This is a genomic window from Candidatus Viridilinea mediisalina, from assembly GCF_002532535.1.
GTDB lineage: Bacteria > Chloroflexota > Chloroflexia > Chloroflexales > Chloroflexaceae > Viridilinea > Viridilinea mediisalina.
Genome location: NZ_NQWI01000057.1, coordinates 1 through 19,626 on the forward strand (window position 1 = coordinate 1; position 19,626 = coordinate 19,626).

At 58.5% G+C, this 19,626-nt stretch carries 17 protein-coding genes; 12 read left to right on the forward strand and 5 right to left on the reverse strand.

The genetic code is table 11. The features are described from left to right. Positions 1-119: 119 nt before the first annotated feature. Together CJ255_RS12805 and CJ255_RS12810 are read right to left on the reverse strand one after the other, a co-directional pair. On the reverse strand, positions 120-1,517 hold the full coding sequence (locus tag CJ255_RS12805; protein WP_097644497.1) for an aspartate kinase: 1,398 nt from the start codon (positions 1,515-1,517) through the stop codon (positions 120-122). Between the two features lie 184 nt (positions 1,518-1,701). Further along, complete coding sequence (locus CJ255_RS12810; protein WP_097644518.1) at positions 1,702-2,670, reverse strand: quinone oxidoreductase family protein; 969 nt, start codon at positions 2,668-2,670, stop codon at positions 1,702-1,704. Between the two features lie 228 nt (positions 2,671-2,898). On the opposite strand from CJ255_RS12810, the gene CJ255_RS12815 reads away from it, so the two are divergent. The 4 genes from CJ255_RS12815 to CJ255_RS12835 all read left to right on the forward strand — a co-directional run bounded on the left by CJ255_RS12815 (position 2,899) and on the right by CJ255_RS12835 (position 7,226). Further along, positions 2,899-3,549, forward strand: a complete 651-nt coding sequence (locus CJ255_RS12815; RefSeq protein WP_097644498.1) for a class I SAM-dependent methyltransferase — start codon at positions 2,899-2,901, stop codon at positions 3,547-3,549. Between the two features lie 312 nt (positions 3,550-3,861). Beyond that, complete coding sequence (locus CJ255_RS12825; protein ID WP_097644500.1) at positions 3,862-5,169, forward strand: CpXC domain-containing protein; 1,308 nt, start codon at positions 3,862-3,864, stop codon at positions 5,167-5,169. Positions 5,170-5,244: 75 nt separating this feature from the next. Further along, entirely contained in the window at positions 5,245-6,315 is a 1,071-nt protein-coding gene (locus tag CJ255_RS12830) for a glycosyltransferase family 9 protein (RefSeq protein WP_097644519.1), read from the forward strand. Beyond that, positions 6,312-7,226: an MBL fold metallo-hydrolase gene (locus tag CJ255_RS12835; RefSeq protein WP_097644501.1), complete on the forward strand. Its 915-nt coding sequence runs from the start codon at positions 6,312-6,314 to the stop codon at positions 7,224-7,226. Before CJ255_RS12830 ends, CJ255_RS12835 begins: the two co-directional genes overlap by 4 nt. Before the next feature lie 361 nt (positions 7,227-7,587). Here the strand turns inward: CJ255_RS12835 and CJ255_RS12840 are convergent, their stop codons facing one another. Continuing rightward, entirely contained in the window at positions 7,588-8,562 is a 975-nt protein-coding gene (locus CJ255_RS12840) for a DUF2268 domain-containing putative Zn-dependent protease (RefSeq protein WP_165774694.1), read from the reverse strand. Positions 8,563-8,968: 406 nt separating this feature from the next. Between CJ255_RS12840 and CJ255_RS12845 the strand changes: the two genes are divergently transcribed. Next, positions 8,969-11,374 carry a RelA/SpoT family protein gene (locus tag CJ255_RS12845; protein ID WP_097644502.1) on the forward strand — a complete coding sequence of 802 codons (2,406 nt, stop codon included), beginning with the start codon at positions 8,969-8,971 and terminating at the stop codon, positions 11,372-11,374. A 366-nt stretch (positions 11,375-11,740) separates the two neighbouring features. Here the strand turns inward: CJ255_RS12845 and CJ255_RS12850 are convergent, their stop codons facing one another. Both CJ255_RS12850 and CJ255_RS12855 read right to left on the reverse strand, forming a co-directional pair. Next, positions 11,741-13,465, reverse strand: coding sequence for a long-chain-fatty-acid--CoA ligase (locus CJ255_RS12850; RefSeq protein ID WP_097644503.1), 1,725 nt, complete (start codon positions 13,463-13,465; stop codon positions 11,741-11,743). Positions 13,466-13,565: 100 nt separating this feature from the next. Continuing rightward, a complete protein-coding gene (locus CJ255_RS12855; RefSeq protein WP_097644504.1) occupies positions 13,566-13,736 on the reverse strand; it encodes a hypothetical protein in 171 nt (56 codons plus the stop codon). A 256-nt stretch (positions 13,737-13,992) separates the two neighbouring features. Between CJ255_RS12855 and CJ255_RS12860 the strand changes: the two genes are divergently transcribed. From CJ255_RS12860 to CJ255_RS24685, 7 genes are all read left to right on the forward strand, one after another. After that, positions 13,993-15,012, forward strand: a complete 1,020-nt coding sequence (locus CJ255_RS12860) for a tagatose 1,6-diphosphate aldolase (RefSeq protein ID WP_097644521.1) — start codon at positions 13,993-13,995, stop codon at positions 15,010-15,012. 64 nt (positions 15,013-15,076) lie between these two features. Then, the gene (locus CJ255_RS12865) at positions 15,077-16,015 is read left to right on the forward strand and encodes a hypothetical protein (RefSeq protein ID WP_124681924.1); all 939 of its coding nucleotides are present in this window, start codon (positions 15,077-15,079) and stop codon (positions 16,013-16,015) included. Next, positions 16,016-17,542 (forward strand): hypothetical protein, encoded by a 1,527-nt coding sequence (locus tag CJ255_RS12870; protein ID WP_097644506.1) that lies wholly within the window; start codon positions 16,016-16,018, stop codon positions 17,540-17,542. A gap of 7 nt (positions 17,543-17,549) precedes the next feature. After that, positions 17,550-18,461: a DUF547 domain-containing protein gene (locus tag CJ255_RS12875; RefSeq protein WP_245863381.1), complete on the forward strand. Its 912-nt coding sequence runs from the start codon at positions 17,550-17,552 to the stop codon at positions 18,459-18,461. Between the two features lie 96 nt (positions 18,462-18,557). Next, positions 18,558-19,088: a glycine/sarcosine/betaine reductase selenoprotein B family protein gene (locus tag CJ255_RS12880; RefSeq protein ID WP_097644508.1), complete on the forward strand. Its 531-nt coding sequence runs from the start codon at positions 18,558-18,560 to the stop codon at positions 19,086-19,088. 63 nt (positions 19,089-19,151) lie between these two features. Next, the gene (locus tag CJ255_RS12885; RefSeq protein WP_097644509.1) at positions 19,152-19,397 is read left to right on the forward strand and encodes a hypothetical protein; all 246 of its coding nucleotides are present in this window, start codon (positions 19,152-19,154) and stop codon (positions 19,395-19,397) included. An 81-nt stretch (positions 19,398-19,478) separates the two neighbouring features. Next, the gene (locus CJ255_RS24685; RefSeq protein WP_281257211.1) at positions 19,479-19,604 is read left to right on the forward strand and encodes a hypothetical protein; all 126 of its coding nucleotides are present in this window, start codon (positions 19,479-19,481) and stop codon (positions 19,602-19,604) included. Positions 19,605-19,626: the final 22 nt, after the last annotated feature.

Consider the following 19,626-nt stretch of genomic DNA (forward strand, 5'->3'; position numbering starts at 1 on the left):
GAGGGGTTTTCGGGGAGGGCTTCGCCCTCCCCGAACCCCTCCCTTTCACGATTCTTTGGGCGAGGGAACCGGGTTCCCTCGCGTGCGCCCCCGCTGGCGGCGCAGCCGCCAACAGAGCATCACAAACTAAAGCTACGATGGATCGCCCGCACGGCCTCATCGCCCTCGCTCGGAGCAACTACTAGTGAGATGTTATTCTCGGTGCTGCCTTGGGCCACGGCGATGATATTGACCCCGGCGTCGCCAAGGGATCCAAAGATGCGCCCGGCAATCCCGGGGGTGCCGCGCATCCCGGAGCCGACGACGGCGATGATGGTACACTCTATCACCCCAATGTGTTCCACGTCGTGCGCTGAGAAATCGTTGGCCAACTCGGCGCGCAGTTCAGCCACCGCAGCCGCAGCCTCCGTGCGGGCTACGGCAAAGCAGACACTCTGCTCGCTTGAGGCTTGGGAGATGAGTAGATTGTTGCTGCCTGCACGGGCTACGGCCCCGAAGATGCGCGCCGCTACCCCGGTGAGCCCCAGCATACCAGGGCCACCCACCGTAATCAGGCTCACATCCTTGATCGCGGTAACCGCCTTGGCCGTCCCGCTGCCTGGCTCGGCACTGATGATCGTGCCAGGATGGGCCGGGTTAAAGGTGTTACGGATGCGAATCGGGATGCGCCGTTGCACCAGTGGCTGTACCGTCTTGGGGTGTAGCACATTGGCCCCATAGTAGGCCATCTCACCCATCTCGCTATACGAGAGGCGCTCCATGGTACGGGCTTCAGGCACAAGCTTCGGATTGGCCGAAAGTACCCCATCCACCTCTTTCCAAAACCAGACCTCATCGGCGTCAAGCACGGCACCCAAGATAGAACATGAGTAGTCGGAACCACCCCGGCCCAGGGTGGTTGGCACCCCCGCCTTAGTCGCACCAATAAAGCCGGTCACAACCGGCACCTGACGACCAATCAACAGCGGTTGCAGGCATGCCCGTGCCTGTTCGCGCGTCTCGTTCATCAAGGGCGTAGCCATGCCAAAGCGATCATCGGTGACAATCAACTCAGTGGCGTCTAGCGCCAGCGCATCCAGCCCAGCGCCACGCAGCGCCGCCGCGATCAAGCGCGCATTCATACGCTCACCCAGGCCACTAAAGAGATCAAGGGCGCGGGGCGTTAGCTCACCAAGGATAGCAATGCTACGCGACAGATTGCTCAAATAATCGAGCATTGAGCGCAAATCCACTTCAAGGGTGGCACAATCGCTTGGTGTAGCCAGCGCAGCGGCGGCCTCCATGTGCATTGCCAGCAAGCGCGGCGCAACCTCCGCCGTCGCATCCCCATCGCCCTCAGCCGCTGCCTTCGCAGCAGCAATGAGCGTATCGGTCGTTCGCAAATCGGGGGCATTCATCGCCGACACCACAAGCACAACCTCGTGTTCGTGGTGGCTCTCAACTGCAATCTTGGCTACTTGGCGGATAGCAGCAGCACTACCGACCGACGTGCCACCAAATTTCATCACGACGCGCACGGTGCGCTCTCCTTGTGTATTAGGTGGAACCCCAGGCTCCACTGTTTTAGGGAAGGATACAGAAACGAGAAAATAGAAAATAGGTTTGCGACATCAGGATGCACTGAATACCTCCAAAAGGCTTCACGTCCTCGCGTCCTCGCGTCCTCGCAAACGGTAAAGCCGCCACGAAGCCATCTCCCTACTACGGAATCAAAAGCACCTTACCTGTGGTTTGGCGTGCTTCAAGGGCGCGGTGGGCTTCAGCCGCTTGGGCAAGTGGAAATTCGCGGTCAATCCGTACCGCAAGTTCGCCGTCGGCCATCCAGCGGAAGAGATCGCCCGCCCGCCACTGCAACTCCTCTTGATCAGCCGTGTAGTGCGCCAAGGTTGGCCGCGTGAGGAAGAGCGAGCCTTTGGTACTGAGCAGCAGCGGGCTGACCGGCGGAACCGGGCCGCTGGCGTTGCCAAAACTCACCAGCATCCCCCGTGGGCGCAGGCTCTCAAGGCTGGCCTCGAAGGTACTGGCCCCCACCGAATCATAGACTACATCAGCCCCTACGCCGTTGGTCAGTTCGCGCACCCGTGGCGCAAAGGGTTCACATGTATAGACAATCACCTCGTCGGCACCTGCATCGCGCACCAAGCTTGCCTTGGCTTCGCTACCGCACAGGCCGATCACGCGGGCACCGAGACGCTTGGCAATCTGTACCAACAAGAGCCCAACCCCGCCCGCTGCCGCTGTGATCACACAGGTATCGCTTGATCTGAGCGTATAGGTACTGTAGGCCAAGTAGTGCGCCGTTAAACCTTGGAGCAGGGCCGCCGCTGCGAGTTTCAGGTCTACACCGTTGGGCAGACGCACCAATTTGGCAGCAGGAGCCAATGCCAATGCTGCGTATGCACCAATGCCCGCCGGTGTGGCCACCCGCTCACCAACAGCCCAACCGTCTACGCCGGGCCCAAGCGCATCAATCGTACCGGCAAACTCAAGCCCAGGCGTAAAGGGCAAGGTCTGCGGATAGAGCCCCGTGCGATGGTAGGTGTCAATGAAGTTGAGCCCTGCCGCCGCAACACGGACACGCACCTGACCAGGGCCGGGTTCAGGTGGGGGCAACTCGCTCAACTGAAGCACCTCAGGGCCGCCCGTTATGGCAACCTGGATTGCACGCATCGCCTCTGCCATATTACACCCTTGCGCTGAGAGGAAAAATCAGCCTATACTATAACAGGAATCATACATATGCGTTGCATAATATTACACCTCCGGTGGGGGCGCGGGGGCGGCTCTGCCGCCCCCGCATAGCTTTTGTTTGGTGCTATTTGGCGGCGAAGCCGCCAAATAGCACCAAACAACGTGGGTTTGGGGCGCAGCCCCAGACAAAGCTGATACAATTATCACATGATTAAGGAGTTACCGTTGCACCTGAAGCAGAGTCTGCCGCCAAGCTACTTCAGGCGCTACGATGAGCGTGCTGATAGTGCCTTTTACCTCTACCCACGCTTCACAGCACATATTGATGATCGCGCAAGTGCTGCGGCAAGCCAACTCTTCCGCGAACTCTTGCCCCCCGGCGGGCGCGTACTCGACCTGATGAGTAGCTTTGTGAGCCACCTGCCACCCGAAGTTGCCTATCGTCAGGTGGTGGGCCTGGGCTTAAATGAGCAGGAATTGGCCAACAATGCCCAACTCGATCAATGGCTGATCCACGACCTCAATGCGAACCCGCAACTCCCCTTTGAGCCAATGAGTTTCGATGCGGCGCTCTGCACCGTCTCGGTGCAGTACCTCACCCAACCATTGGAGGTCTTTGCCGAAGTGGGCCGCGTGTTGCGCCCAGGAGCCCCCTTCATCGTCAGCTTTTCCAACCGCTGCTTTCCGAGTAAAGCGGTGCGCGTCTGGGTTTCAACCAACGATAAACAGCACGCGACCCTTGTTCGCCGCTACTTTGAACTCTCGGAGCAGTTTGAACGAACGACCTTCTATGATCGTTCCCCCTGCCGCTGGTTGAGTGATCCCCTCTTCGCGCTGGTTGGTTGGGCGCGAGCCTAAGGGAAGGATATTGGATATTGGATATTGGATATTGGATATTGGATATTGGATATTGGATATTGGATATTGGCATTCAGCTCATCCTGTATCCTGTATCCTGTATCCTGTATCCTGTATCCTGTATCCTGTATCCTGTATCCTGTATCCTGTATCCTGTATCCTGTATCCTGTATCCTGTATCCTGTATCCTGTATCCTGTATCCTGTATCCTGTATCCTAATTTCCTGCCCCCTGAAGCGCCACATTCCCCCCAACGCCCTATTGCTGGTATAATCAACCCCAGAACTCAATTATTGCCTTTGGAGATGATCTATGCCTCCGGTTGCCCCTCAGCCTGTCCAGATTACCTGCCCTGCCTGTAACACCCAGTTCCGCACGGGAATCTATACGCTGCTTGATGTTACCGTACAGCCTGAACTTAAGCAGGCATTCTTGAGTGGTCAGATCAATGTAGCCGTCTGCCCCAATTGCCAATCTGCGAGTATGCTTGCGGCCCCAATGGTCTACCACGATGCTGCGAAACAGCTCTGTTTGATCTATTTTCCCCAAGAGTTGACCAATCAACCTGAAGAGCAGGAGCGCTTTGTGGGTGAGGCGACCGCCTTTTTGATGCGCGGTTTGCCCAATGATGCGCCGCGCGGCCATCTGCTCGCCCCCCGCCGTTTCTTGACGCTCCCTTCACTCATGGATGCCATCCTTGAAGCCGATGGGATCAGCCGTGAAATGCTGGAACGCCAGCGCGCCCACATTGATCTGATTAGCGAACTGGCGGGTATGGTCAGCGAACCGTCCCATTTCACCAAAGTGGTTCAGGAACGCCGTGCCGAGATTACGCCCGAATTCATGGCAACCCTGAATGCCTTCATTGAGGCGACGCCCGCTGAACAGGGTGATACCCGCAGCTTGCTGCTGCAACTGAGTCAGCGCCTGATGGAACTCTTTGGCGCTGAGATGGGGGCCGCCGATGAGCAGGAAGTGGCTGAAGCCCTGGAGCGCCTCATTGATCTTGCCGACGATGAGCTTGAGTTGGCTGTCGCTGAGGTGCGTGGGGTGATTGATTATGGCTTCTTCCAGCAGTGGGCCGCGAAGATTGAAGAGGCTGAGGCCGCTGGCGATAGCGACCGTGTGGCTATGCTCACTGCCCGGCGCACGCGCATTGTTGAGATTGTTGAAGAGCTTGATCGTGAAGCTCAAGCGATGTTTGAGGCGGGTAGCCAATTGCTCGAAGAGATTCTTGGCACCCCCGATCCGCTCGCTGCGATGCATGAACGGGCCGAACGTATTGATGAAGCCTTCGTGATGGTTCTCTCGGCCAATGCCGCCGCTGCACAACGCGCCGAAAATCAGGAGATGATGGCCCTCTTTGACCAATTGGGTGAGACGGCCATGAACATCATTCACGAGCGCATGACCCCGGAAGAGCGCTTTATTAACGAATTGCTTCTGGCCGACACGCCCCAAGACGCCACGCGCATGCTGCGTACCAATGTGGCCAAGCTCACCCCCGAATTGGTGAAGCGCCTCAATGAACTGGCCGACCAAGAGCAGCAGCGCGCCAACAAGCCCACCGCCGAACGCTTGCGCCAGCTTGCACGCGAGTGTGGAGCTATGCTGTTTTAGGAAGTAGGAAGTAGGAAATGAGGAAATAGGTTTGTATTTTCTATTTTCTCTTTGCTATTTCCTTCCTTACCATTCGTGCCCCCTTCCTCCCGCCAGCGTATCCTGCTGATCAAGCCCGACCACTTGGGCGATCTGCTGCTGGCCACGCCTGCTTTGGCGGCTCTGCGCCAAGGGCTACCCCAAGCCCAGCTCACTGGGCTGGTTGGCCCTTGGGCCTACCAGATGTGGCAGCGTAACCCTCAGCTTGATGCGCTTACCACGTTGCCCTTTCCTGGCTTTACGCGCAATGCTGCACCGCGCCGCTCGCTGCGCCCCTACCTACTGCTGCTTCACTATGGGCTGTTGCTGCGCCGCCAGCGCTACACTGCTGCCCTGCTGCTGCGTGATGACCATTGGTGGGGGGCGTTGCTCGCGTGGGTAGCCGGTATTCCTCAGCGCATTGGCCACGCCCATCCTGCTGTGCAGGCGCTGCTTACGACCGCGTTGCCCTATGATCCGCGTGAGCATGTGACGCGCCAGGCGCTCGCTGTGGTGGGGGCGCTCGTTGGTCAGCCCTTGGCCCATACGCCCACGGGAAGCCCGCCGCTCCACTTTCAACCCACGCCCGCCGAACATGCCTGGGCCAGCCAGTGGGTAGCCCAACAACTTCAGTCGGATCTGCGGCTTGTGGTCATCCATGCGGGCACTGGCGGGCCGTGTAAACATTGGCTGCCCGCCCATTGGGCGACTGTTGCCGATCAGATCGCCAGCCAGCCCGCAACCCGCCTGCTGCTCACTGGTGGCCCGGGTGAAGCAGCACTCGTGGCGGAAATTGCCCAACGTATGCGCCAACCGGCGCTACAACTGGCCGGGCAGACCAGTGTGGGCCAGTTGGCTGCGCTGCTGGGCCGGGCCGCACTGGTGCTAGGAGTGGACAGTGGCCCGCTGCATCTCGCCGTGAGCCAAGGTGTTCCTACCCGCCACCTCTACGGCCCAAGTGATCATCTGCGCTTTGGACCCTGGGGCGATCCGCAGCGCCACCAGGTCATTCGCGCCGATCTTGCCTGTAGCCCCTGTGGGGTCTTTGCGGCATGCCCACGCGCCACGCTTGGCCCAGAATGTATGGCTGCCATCAGCCCAGAGCGTGTGGTATCATCCCTTGTATGAATACCAGAACCTACCCCGAAGGCGTCTTGATTCTCGACACCCACCATATGGGGCGACCCCATGTGGTGGCCACGTACGTGCTGCTCGGTGATGAGCCAGCCCTGGTTGATCCAGGTCCAGCCGGAACTCTGCCCAATGTTGAAGCAGCGTTGGCACAACACGATATGAGCTTGGCGGATATTCGGCACATTGTCGTGACCCATATCCACCTTGATCACGCCGGGGCGAGTGGTTTGATCCTTGAGCGCAACCCCAATATCCGTATCCATGTCCATGAGCGCGGCGCTCCCCACCTGATCGATCCTTCACGTTTGATCAAGAGTGCTGGGCAGCTCTGGGGCGATCAACTGGAGACCTTGTGGGGGCGCACTGTGCCCGCACCTGCCGCCGCGATTGAGACGCTCGTTGGCGGTGAGCGTCTGCGTTTGGGTGGGCGCATGCTGTGCGCCTATGATGCCCCTGGCCATGCCCGCCACCATCTTGTCTGGTACGATGAGCAGAGCGGTGCGGCCTTTGTGGGCGATAACACTGGCGTGCGTCTGCCGCTGGAACGCTTCACCCGCCCCGCCACCCCGCCGCCCGAAGTGGACATTGAGGCTTGGTTGAGTACCCTCGATATGATCGCAGCCCTCAACCCGCAGTGGATCATGTTGACCCACTTTGGTGCCTACAACGATGTCACCTTCCACCTTGCCGATGTGCGCGAACGGCTGCTCCGTTGGGCCGAACTGGTACGCCAAGGCATGGCCAGCGGTGCGAGTGAAGCAGCACAGATCGCCGCCCTCGAAGCACAGGCACACAAAGAATCGGCCCACCTAAGCGCCGAAGATCAAGCCGCCCTTACGCAGCAATCGGGTGAAGTGGAACTCAGTTGGCGTGGCTTGGCGCGCTACTGGGCAAAGCGTGCGTAGAGGAGAGGGAGAGGGCACAGAGGGTTTTACCACAGAGGCACAGAGGACACAGAGAATGAATTAGGAGCGCAGCCATACGCCCAAACCCTCTGTGTTCTCTGTGCCTCTAGGGAGAGGGCACAGAGGGTTTTACCACAGAGGCACAGAGAATGAATTAGGAGCAGCCATACGCCCAAACCCTCTGTGTTCTCTGTGCCTCTGTGGTGAATCACTCTAAAATCTCTCTAAACCTCACGCCCAAACCCTCTGTGTTCTCTGTGCCTCTGTGGTGAATCACTCTAAAATCTCTCTAAACCTCACGCCCAAACCCTCTGTGTTCTCTGTGCCTCTGTGGTGAATCACTCTAAATCTCTCTAAACCTCTAGCGCAGCGTCGCGTACCACTCATTCTGCAACTCGTGGAAACTCTTGCCATACACCCCTTGGTAATCCGCCGAACCGGGGGCACGTCCGCGTCCGTTGGCATAGAGGTAATTGAAGCGCTCCCAGCCATACGTACTCGTCAGGTAGTCCACAAAGCCCGTCCACATATCATAGACCGCATTGATGTCACTACGGTTGCTCATGGCGGCGAGGTTACCATTGTAGCCTGCATGGTAGAGGCTGCGGGCGCGGGCTTGGAACGAGGGCGCACCAGAGAGGCTGAGCCAATATTCACCCGTAATCCAGCAGGCCAAGCCTTCAAGCAGGATTAAATCGGAGCGGGATTGAGCATCTTTGCCATAAGCTTCCGCTTGGAGCGCATGGGCCAACTCGTGGGTTAGCACCACCAGGGCCGAGTGCTTATCTTCATTGCCATTGTAGTAGATGCGCACATTGGTTGGCCCATGGGTATAGGCAATCCCACGGGTACCGCGTCCGGGCGCTTGGCTGGCGGCATAGACTCCCACCGAGACCCGTTCGCTCAGGCTTACGGCGAAGCGGCGCTGCATATAGCTCAGGGCGTGTTCAGCCCTAACAGCCATCTCGACCACTTCAGGAGGCGAAAAGCTGCCCTGGCCAACAAAGAAATCGAGGCGGCGGCTCGCATGGACAAACTGACCAGGCAACTCAGGGCCGCGTCCGGGCAAGAAGCTGGTGGGCGCAACTTTCATCGCCGCGCTCTCGTTGAACTCGCGGCGCGCTAAGGTTGCTGTGGGCGAGATGGGCGTGCTGGTTGGCGTTGCAAGCTGCGTAGGAAGCAACGCTGCGGTGGGTGACTCAGCGGCTACCAGGCGTGGCGTATCGCTCACACCAGTAGGTGGACTACCCGGCGCTGCCGCACCAAGCATGATGACAGCAGCCAGAATAACGAGGACGCAGGCCAGCGCGACCGTGGCGCGGTGCGTACGTGACACCTTGGTTTCTCCTCAGCACAGACAGGGTGCTATGGTGCGGGGAGCTTGCCCCGCTGCTCATCGTGGGCTGTTTATACCATGTGTATGCTTGAGATGTCAAATAGTTTAGGCTGGACGTAATACATAATTCCTTGACAACCCCATAGCTCAGTGTTATGCTACTAGGCACAATTATTTTGCATACGTCGCGGTCGCGGAAGCCCGTGAAATTGCCAGGCGCGGTCAGGCGTTAGTCGCCGACCGCGTTCACGTTCTAGGTTGCCGGTGCGGCGGGTGCAGGTCTGCGTCATGACGCCCGGCTTATCTCAAACGCAGCGCCTGACTCCACGCGCAGGTATGGGCTGCACGCTCCACCGTGATGTTGCCCTACCACAGCGGAGGCCAGGCCACGAGAGGATGTGTGGTCATGGACGCTTCGATTGCCTCCGCTACTACGAGTACATCTGGGCTTGGCGATCATCGTAATGGGTCGCATGTATGCGCAGCAGTGCGCCGTTCGCAGCCGAGCGTCGAGACCATAAGTACGACCTTGCATCCAGTACTGCAATCGTCCACGCTGGATCTGATTGCCGCAGAACTTAGCCATCAGGATAACCCCGATGGCAGCGCGGATCGCGTGCGGGCCGATTATATCGCGGCCTACCAGAGTCCTACGGTTGAAGCGCTCGTTGCCCGCTTGCGTGACTATTTGCCCGACGCCGATACTGATCTGGTGCGTCGGGCTTATGCGTTGGCCCTGATTGCCCATACGGGTCAGTTTCGCCAGAGTGGCGAACCCTACATTGATCATCCTGTTGCGGTAGCCACGATTCTGCTCGATCTGAGCCTTGATGCTGAGTCCATTGCCGCTGCACTGCTCCACGATGTGGTTGAAGATACCGGCATTAGCCTTGAACTGCTCGGTCAGTTCTTTGGCACTACGATTGCCCACCTCGTAGATGGCGTTACGAAGCTCTCTGGCTTGGAACATAAGACCAAAGAAGAGCTTCAGGCTGGTTCCTATCGCAAGATGTTCATTGCTACCGCCGATGACCCCCGCGTGATCTTGATTAAGTTGGCCGACCGCTTGCACAATATGCGTACGCTGGGCGTTACCTCGCCCGAGAAGCAGCGCCGTGTCTCGCGTGAAACCCTCGATATCTATGCGCCCCTCGCTCATCGCCTCGGGATGTGGCAGGTGAAGTCTGAGTTGGAAGATCTTGCGTTTAAGGGGATGTATCCCGACCGCTATAAAGAGATCTCCGATGGCTTGAGTATGCGTAAGGAGACGCGTGAACGGCTGATCCAGCGGGTGACGAGTAAGCTGCGTGATGCGCTTGAAAAAGAGGGTCTGCATGCCCAAGTGAGTGGTCGCCCGAAACATATCTATTCGATCTGGCGCAAAATGGAGCGTAAGGGCGTCTCGCTTGAACAGATCTATGACCAACTTGCCGTGCGGGTGATTGTGCAAGAACCTGATCCCGATAAGGCTAAAGGTGCTTGTTACCGTGTGCTTGGTTTGGTGCATAGTACTTGGACGCCCGTCCTCAGTGAGTTTGATGATTATATCGCAGTGCCCAAAGAGAGTAGCTACCAATCACTTCATACCACGGTGATTATTCCTGGCGGCCACCACTGTGAGGTGCAGATTCGCTCCGAAGATATGCACACGGTCGCTGAACACGGCATCGCTGCCCATTGGCGCTACAAAGAGGGCTTTGGATCGCGTTCCGACCAGAATTATGAGACTAAAATTCGTTGGCTACGCGAACTGATCTCTTGGCGCATTGAACTTGCCGATGACCGTGAGTTTGTCGAGAGCCTTAAGCCTGAACTGGAAGAATTGGTCTATACCTTTACCCCCAAAGGGAAGATCATCGATCTGCCCTTGGGTTCCACGCCGGTGGATTTTGCCTATCACATCCACTCAGAGGTGGGCCATCGCTGTATTGGGGCGCGGGTGAATGGGCGCATGGTGCCGCTCGATTACCACCTGAAGAATGGCGAAATTATTGATATTATGACCGCCAAGGTGGGACGTGGGCCGAGCCGCGATTGGCTCAATTTTGTGAAGACGCCGAGCGCACGGAACCATATTAAGCGCCACTTTCGCCGCGCCGAACGTGATGAGAATGTCTCTGCTGGCCGCGATCTGCTGGAAAAAGAGCTCAAACGCCTAGGGCTTACCGTTAGCTTTGATCACCTTGTCGATCTGATTGGCGCTCGCTCCATTGAAGACATGTTCCACCAGATCGGCATTGGTGAATTGACCGCTCGTGGTGTGGCTCAAAAAGCGCTCACGCAACAGGTCGAGCAGCAACAGGCCCAAGATAATCTGCCGGTTGATCTGCTTAAGCCACCAGCCGCGCCGCGCAACCAACCCATAGGGGTGCATGTCTGTGGCGTTGGTGCAATCTACAACCGCCTCGCCCGCTGCTGCAACCCGATTATAGGGGAACCTGTGGTTGGCTTCGTCACCCGTGGGCGCGGCGTCACCGTCCATCGCGCCGATTGTCGTACCATTGTGAACGAGCGCGACCGCAACCGCCTGATTGATGTGACCTGGGGGGGCCAGCAGCCCAAAGGCTACTCGGTGCCGGTTCGTATCGAATCGTGGGATCGGGTTGGCCTCTGGCGCGACATCTCGATTGTGATTGCCGACGCTGGCATCAATATCGAACGTATCGAACAGAGCCCCACCCGCCGCTCCGGGCGCGCCGTGCTCCTGATTGTGCTCACCATCCAGAGCATCAGCCAGCTCTCCAACATCCTTGACCGCCTCAATCGGATCAATGATGTGATCGAGGCGCGCCGCGAGTCGGGTGGGAAATAGAGTTTTTGCAGCGATGTGGAGGTATTGAACCACAGAGGCACAGAGAACACCGAGAAGGGTGTGGGGTGGCACTCCCTCCGTTAGAGCAGGTTTTAGGTCACTTTACCGTTTACGCCATTAGGTAGTGCCGACTTTAGTCGGCTGAGGTCGCCGACAACCCTTGGATGCCGACTAATGGTCTTCCAGAAATTAATCCGGTGTCGCGGCACGGACTAGACCTGATAGATATGCCAGATCTGCGAGGTCTGGTTAGCGGATTATTTACTGGAAGACCATAAGTCGGCACTACGACGGTAAAGCTGAAAGCGCATTTCTGAAACCATCCCTTCCCATCTCTGTGTCTCTGTGGTTCAATCCTCAGTACCTCTATCCGGCCATGGCCATTTTCGCCTTCTCCTCTTCAATGAGGACGCGGCGCAGCACTTTGCCGACCATGGTCTTGGGCAGTTCGCTACGTAGCTCAACCTCACGCGGAATCTTATACTGTGCCAAGTGCTGCTTGCAGAATTCCTGGATCTCCGCCGTTGTGGGGGTTTCGCCGGGCTTGGGTACAATAAAGGCTTTGACCGTATCGTCGCCACGTTTGGGGTTGGGGATGCCCACCACCACCGCCTCCATGACTTTGGGGTGCATGAAGAGTACCTCTTCGACATCACGGGGCAAGACCTTATAGCCCGAAGCGATGATCATATCCTTCTTGCGGTCAACCACATAGAAATAGCCTTCGGGATCAACCTTGCAAATATCACCCGTATGCAGCCAGCCATCGGCATCAATGGTGAGCTTGGTCTCTTCGGGGCGATTCCAGTAGCCAGACATAACCTGGGGGCCGCGCACACAGAGTTCGCCTTGTGATTCGTTTTCGAAGGGCAGATCAGCGCCGGTTTCGAGGTCAACAATCTTGGCCTCGGTATCGCTGAGGGGCACGCCGATGCTCCCGGCTTTACGTTTGCCAAAGACCGGGTTAGCGTGCGAACAGGGGCTCATCTCGGTCATACCAAAGCCCTCAACGAGGCGTCCGCCGGTGAGTTCGCCAAACTTCTCTTGGACTTCAATGGGGAGCGGGGCGGAGCCGGAGAGGCATGCACGGATACTCCGCAGATCGTAGTTGGCAACATCCTTATGGTTAATAATACCGATATACATGGCGGGCACACCGGGGTAGAGGGTCGCACGCTCCTTCTGCATAATGTTCATCACATTATCAATCGGGCGCGGATTGGGCACAATGGTCAACTCAGCGCCCAGGTGGATGCCATAGATCATCGCCACGGTCATGCCATAGACGTGAAAGAAGGGGATCGCGCACATCATCTTTTCGCCGCCGCGGATCGCACTGGGCAAGAAGGCGCTAATCTGGAGGGTATTGGCCACGAGGTTACGGTGGCTCAACATGGCCGCCTTGGGCAGGCCGGTGGTGCCGCCGGTATACTGAAAGAGGGCGGTATCATCGGGCGTCACCGGAACCTTGGGCGGAGCGGGGCCATACTTTTGCAAGAGGTGATTAAAGAAGAAGACACCCTCTTCAGGGGGCACATCAACCCACTCAGGCGTCTTCTTTTGCGACATTTTAACCAACAGATTAGAGGGGAAATTTAGCGTATCGAAGACATACGCGACCACCGTTCGTTTGACTGGCGTTTCGCGCTGTACTTCACGCAGGCGCGGCCAAAAGATATTGAGCAGCACCATGGTCTCGGCACCGGCATCGGCCACCTGCTGCTGCAACTCGCGGGCGGTATAGGTCGGATTAATATTGACCACCACCGCGCCGATACGCATGGCCGCAAAGAAGGTAATGACATAGTGCGGCGAATTGGGCAGCATCATTGCCACGCGGTCGCCCTTACGCACCCCAAGCTGATAGAGCGCCGTTGCCATGCGTTCTACCAATTCATTGAGTTGTTGATAACTCAAGCGCCCACCGACCGTAAAGCGTCCACCAAGGAGATACTTCAGCACAAAATTGGTTGCGGTCTTATCGGGGTAGGTACGAGTCGTCTGCTGAAACAGGTCACTCAGGGTTATTTCCGGGTACGTCTGTGTCGCCGGGACGCCCTCTTCATAGCTCGAGAGCCAGGGCTTCTCCATAAGAGGCACCTCCTTGTGCAGGTTCAATTAACGTTGCCGCAATGATTGAATGCGGAGGGTCATGCCCTCCGCGACTCGAACCACAAGGCGCTACTCCGCCTTAGACATCATCGCGGAGCCAACCGCGCTCGCGGGCAATAAACTTGATTGTCGCATCATCGGGTGGGTAGAGTCCTGCGGCCTGGTAGGCATAGGCGAGCAGCGCTGCGCCACCCACAAGCCCAACACCCAGCCCGAGTACGAACATGAACGCACTCACTAGCTGTTTCATTATTCCTCCAGATCGTCCCTAAACGCATACGGGCAGTTATACGGGCGCATTGTACCATACCTGAAGGGCATGTTTCGATCTCATTCGTCATTGTAGCCTAGCGCATAGCCAACATAATCCGCTACAATCGGTTATAATAGCCCTGCACGCTCATGCTGAGGATGCGAGGGAACACAGTTCCCTTGTGACCCTATGACCGTTAGGATGTTGGGGGATGGCCCCCAATACGCCTCTCTATGCAAAGGAGCAGGAAACAATGGCTAAATTCCAAATGACGCGAGGCAAGTTTGCTGGTATTCAGGCATGTGCCAATGAAAACGGTATTATTGCCGCTGCTGCAATGGATCAGCGTGGTTCGCTCAAGAAGGCGATTGCGAAAGCGCGTGGTAGCGATGCGAGTAATGCTGATATGACTGCCTTTAAGACGGCGGTGACGCGGGTGCTGACGAGGCACTCGACCGCGATTCTCATGGATCCTGAGTATGGGCTGCCTGCCCTGGAGCATAAGGCTCCCGATGCGGGGGTGCTGCTTGCGTATGAGAAGACCGGCTATGATGTCAATGCCGGTGGTCGTCTGCCTGACCTGCTCGGTGAGTGGAGTGTCCATCGTATTAAGGCCGCTGGGGGCGATGCGGTGAAGATTCTGCTCTACTACAATCCCGAAGATGAGGCGCGCATCAATGAGATTAAGCATGCCTTTATTGAGCGCATCGGGGCTGAGTGTAAGGCGATTGATATTCCTTTCTTCCTTGAGCCGATCTGCTACGATGAATCGATGGATGATAAGTCGCTTGAGTTCGCTCGCATTAAGCCTAAATATGTTACCGCCTACATGGCTGAGTTCTCGAAGCCACAGTATGGTGTTGATGTCCTCAAAGTTGAGGTGCCGGTCAACATGAAGTATGTTGAGGGTACCCGTGCCCATAGTGGCGAGACGGCCTATACCCGCGAGGAGGCCAAGGAGCTCTTCCGCTCGGCGGCAGCCGTCGCGCAGAAGCCCTTCATCTACCTGAGTGCCGGTGTCACCAATGAGGTCTTTATCGAGACGCTTGAGTTGGCGGCTGAGGCCGATACCCCCTTTGCCGGTGTCCTCTGTGGGCGCGCTACCTGGCAGGAGGGTATTCCGGTCTATGGTAAGCAGGGGGCCGATGCGCTTGAGGCTTGGCTTGAGGAACACGGTGTGGCAAACATTACGAACCTCAACAACACGCTGGCCAAGGGTGCGAAACCGTGGTGGACGGTCTATGGGGGCAAGGATCAGATCGAGGTGATCTAAATTCCCTCGGTGGTTGGGTTTTGGTGGCGCAGCCGCTAAACCCAATCATCTTCATCATGGTGCTATGAGCCATCACAACCTTGCACGTTTCCTCGAACGGCTGCTGCTGGGTCATGCTGCGCCAGTTGGCCCAGTGGATGATCGGGTGACGATCCAGCAGTTGGTGTTGGCACCACCCACTGCGCTGCAACGCCTACTGGGGGCGCATGTGGATGCGCTGCTGGCGGCATGGCCTGGTGCCGCAGCGTTGCGCCCCCACAGTATCCCAAGTACGACCCTTTGGCTGGCGGCGGCGCTCAATAACCTTGCATGGGCTGCCGAACGGCCCGATCCGCGGCTCTTGGGCCTGACGATCCATCTGGCGCGGGCCTTGCCCACTGCGCGTGATGGCGCTACGGCGCTCGCCTACCATAGCCTCTTGCGCTATGTGCCTCAATTGCTGCCCCACTCCGATTGGCTGCCGGTGGTGCGCCTCCTGCTCACGAGTAGCCCCCTCAGCGAGGCATGGCTGCCCCGCCGTGCTAGGCTGCGCCCGTTGCTGCTTGAGTTGTTGGGCCAGCCCAGTATCCAGATGGCCCTGCGCGACCGCTGGTTGAGCCTGTGGCCTGACCTAGCCACGGCCCAAGCGACGGTGCCGCTTACGCAGGCAACCGCGAATGTGGAACTTGGCGGCTTGCTTGGCGATCTGTTGGAGCATGATCAGGCTTGGCAGCGCTTCATCCTCAGTTTTTATGAGGCCGATTGCTATCTACAACGCCAAGGAGACCACGCGCAACCAAGTTGGCCTGTGCTGGTCGCTTTGGGCCAGGCAGCCCAAACATCCAATGATGTGCGTCAGCGCCGCCACGCGACTCGCACGCTCACTCGCTACCAGCCCTTAGCTACGCTGCTGCAAGACGAGCGGCGCGTGCGGCCCTACCTGTACCTTGATGGGCGCTTCTTGAGCCTTGTGGCTGATCTGGTGCCGCTGTTGCGTCTGAGAGCGGTGCGGGAGGTTGCATAGATGGATGCGTACCTTGACGTTCACCTGCAATCTGCCGCTACCACCCGCATCTACCCTGTCGCAGGGCCATGGGGCCGTGCATTGGCGTGGTGGCGTAGCCTCGCCGAATTGGGCTACCATGTGCCCTTGGGGTTGGTCGCCGATCTCGGCGCACTCCTAGCCGGTGCCGAAGTTGGGCCCGAGTGCGGCGAAGACGGCTATGCGGCATTGCTGCGCAATGCGGCGGCAACCCCAGCCGTGCGTAGCGCACGCAGCCTAATGCTCAGCGATGTCGCCCTAGTCGCCCTACTAGCCCACGTCATACCATTTGCGATTGTAGATTGCAGATTGCAGATTGCCGAACATGGCATCCCAATGGGCTCTGGCGTTCTTGATAATGCGGCAGGTTCAAGGGTCATTGGTATAGCCCACGGGCTGCCCGCCGCCCCGCAGTTCGCCCTGCCGCCCCAGATACGCCCTGCCGCAGCCGCCGCAGCCTTGGCGGCAGGGTTGCGCCTAGCGGTGGCTTCGACAAGCTCAGCCACCGCTAGGCGCAACCCTGTTGAAGCCACCGCGCTGCTGGCGCAACCTGGCGACGCCACCGCGCTGCTGGCGCAACCTGACGATGCCACGGCGCTGCGCCCCCTCATCCTCGCCCGCCTCCAAGCCCTTGCGCCCAGCGATGTGCGTTTTGTGGCCGAGTTGGGGCAAGTAGCCTTGGGGCTTGCCTCGCTTGCCGATCTGCGGGCGCTGACCGAGTTGCTGCGTCTGCCGCCATTGAGCCATACGCTGATTGATGAGGTGCTTGCTTTTCTGCCCGCCTTGGCGGAGGCTGAACATGGGAGCGCGGTGCAGACCTATGCACTCAATGGCTATGGTGGCATCGCCCGCTCCGGTTGGCTCGATGCGGCGCTACCGAGCGAGTGGGCTCTGCCAGAATTGTTGCTCAACTACCGCTACCTCAACGGCGAATTGCTCTACTACGGGCGCGAACGTCCACCAGAGCGCCGTCAAACCCTGTTGCTCTTGCTGGTGCAGATGAGTGATGCGACCGCTGGCGATCTGGAGCCGCTGCTCAAGGCGAGTGCGTTGGCCTTGGCGCGCACCGGACGGGCGCGGGGGGCAGTCGTACAGGCGGCCAGTTTTGCAACGCGCCTACAGGCAGCCCAAACGCTCAATGGCCCCGCCGAGTTGGCCGCGCTGGTACGTGAACCATGTCAGGGCCGCGTTGATCTCGCCCGCGTAGTGAGCCAGGTGGCTGCACGGGTACGCGCCGAAAGCGCGTATTATCAACGTATCGAAATCTTCTGGTTGCTCCACGCCGAGGCGGGCCGCGACCAAAGCGCTGCGGTGGGCGCATTGGCCCAGCAGTTGCCGCAGCACCTGAGCCGCCGGGCGCTCTTTGTCAGCGCCGGGCCAGGCGTGAGCGAACCAGCCCTTGCCGCCAGCCTAGCCCCCCGCTGGGCCAGCATCGGCAGCAACGCCCTCTACGAGCCGGTGGCGCGCAGCCAAGCGGCTCAGGCACTACGTAATCTGATGCGTTTGTAAAGGAGGGATGATGCAAGAAGTCATTAATCTACGCGAAGCGGTGCTTGGCTTGGTCTTAGGCCGCCGTGACCGCGAAGTACTCAATCGCCACCCAGAGGATGCAGCCGCGCCAGACCAGCCGCCCCTTGACGGCCAAGCGCTAAGCGCAGCGATCAAAGCGGCGGTCAACGGCTTCAAAGCGGCGGCAATGGACGCTGAAGGCCGTACCGTCAACTATGCCCAGTTGCGTACCAGCCCGGCCTATGCCGACTATCAGACTAGGCTCACACCGCAGCTTGCACGCTACGATCCCGCCCGCCTAGCCAGTCGTAGCGAACGCTTGGCCTTTTGGATCAACCTCTACAATGCGCTGGTGATTGACGCGGTGATTGCCTACGATGTACGCACGAGCGTCACCAGCCAATGGGCCGGGCTCGGCTTCTTTCGGCGTGCCGCCTATCTCATCGGCGGGCAGCGCTGCTCGCTTGAGGACATTGAACACGGCATCCTGCGTGCCAATCGCGGGAACCCCTTCCTGCCCGGGCCGCAGTTTGGCGCGAATGACCCACGCCGAGCGTGGATGGTTGAACCGCTCGATCCGCGCATCCACTTCGCCCTCAACTGCGCCAGCCGTTCCTGTCCACCCATTGGCATCTACAGCGCCGACCTGATCGAAGACCAACTCGAGCTGGCGACGCGCAGCTTCGTAGATAGCGATGTCGTTATTGACCAAGCCCGCAACCAGGTGCAGATTTCGCAGATCTTCCGCTGGTACCGCGACGACTTTGATGGCCCGCTAGGGATTGTCGCTCTGCTCCGGCGCACATTGCCCGACGACCCACGGCGGGCCTGGCTCATGCAGGCCAACCGTGGGCAACTCGCCTACCGTGACTATGACTGGGGTTTGAATAGTGTAGGGAGTAATACCTATTACCCTTGAACATGCCGCATCATCAAGCACGCGCAAGCTCATTGGGACGCCATGTTCGGCAATCTGCAATCTGCAATCTACAATCGGAAATGGTATAAATGAGGCATGGATCAGCCCGAGTCTAACAAGGTCTGGCAGCGGCTTCAGCGAGCCACCGGCCAACTGTTTTCGCAGATTCCCGTGCTGGCCCAGGTATGGGCCAGAGGTTATCAAGCGTTGCGTTTCGATAGCATCCCCTTTACGCCGCTCACCAAGCCGCTACCGGAGTGTCGCATCGCGCTAGTGACCACTGGTGGCATTCATCGGCGCGATCAACCGCCATTCAACATGGCCGATGCGCGTGGCGATGCCTCTTACCGGCGCATCAGCACCACAACACCCGACGCAGAACTCACGGTGACGCATGATTACTACAACCATGACGATGTGCGCCGCGACTTCAACATTCTCTTCCCACGGGAATTGTTGCACAACCTAGCCCAGCAGGGTCAGATCGGCAGCCTCAGCGACTGCTACAGCTTTATGGGCCACATCGAACCGCCCCATCGTACCACCCTCATCCAGCAGACGGCACCGGAAGTTGCCGTGCAACTGCGTCAAGAGCAAGTTGACGCCGTGCTGCTCACGCCAGCCTGAGGACTCTGTAATCAGTCCGTCGGACTGATCGCACGCGCTATTGAAGCCGAGGGCATCAGCACCATGTGCCTGACCAGTCTGAAACCGATTGCTGAACAGGTACGCTCACCACGAAGCCTCTACCTTGCTTGGCCCTTCGGCCACCCGCTTGGCGAACCAGGCAACCTTGCCCAACAACTGACCGTGCTGCACGCAGCCCTGTATGGCCTCTACATCGCTGAACCTGGCGAGATCCTCGCACCCGGTTGGCGTTGGCGGCGTGAAAGCTATACGATTCCTGCAGGATGGGAGGTAAGCAGAGATTGTTAAGTATCTCAATGGCTTTGCCGCTACGTGGCCTCTGGCAGATGAGTCGCCCGGTGATCTTGCTCAGCAGTCGTCATTGCAGGCATGCTCACCCTGCCACTCGGCATCTACGTTGGATTTCGGGCAACGCGCACCGATTCAGCCGTACCGGGCGCAGCATTGATGGTGGCGCTCATGCTGGCCCATAGTGTAGCCTACTGGATGCTATAACCATGTCAAAAGCATAGCGTGA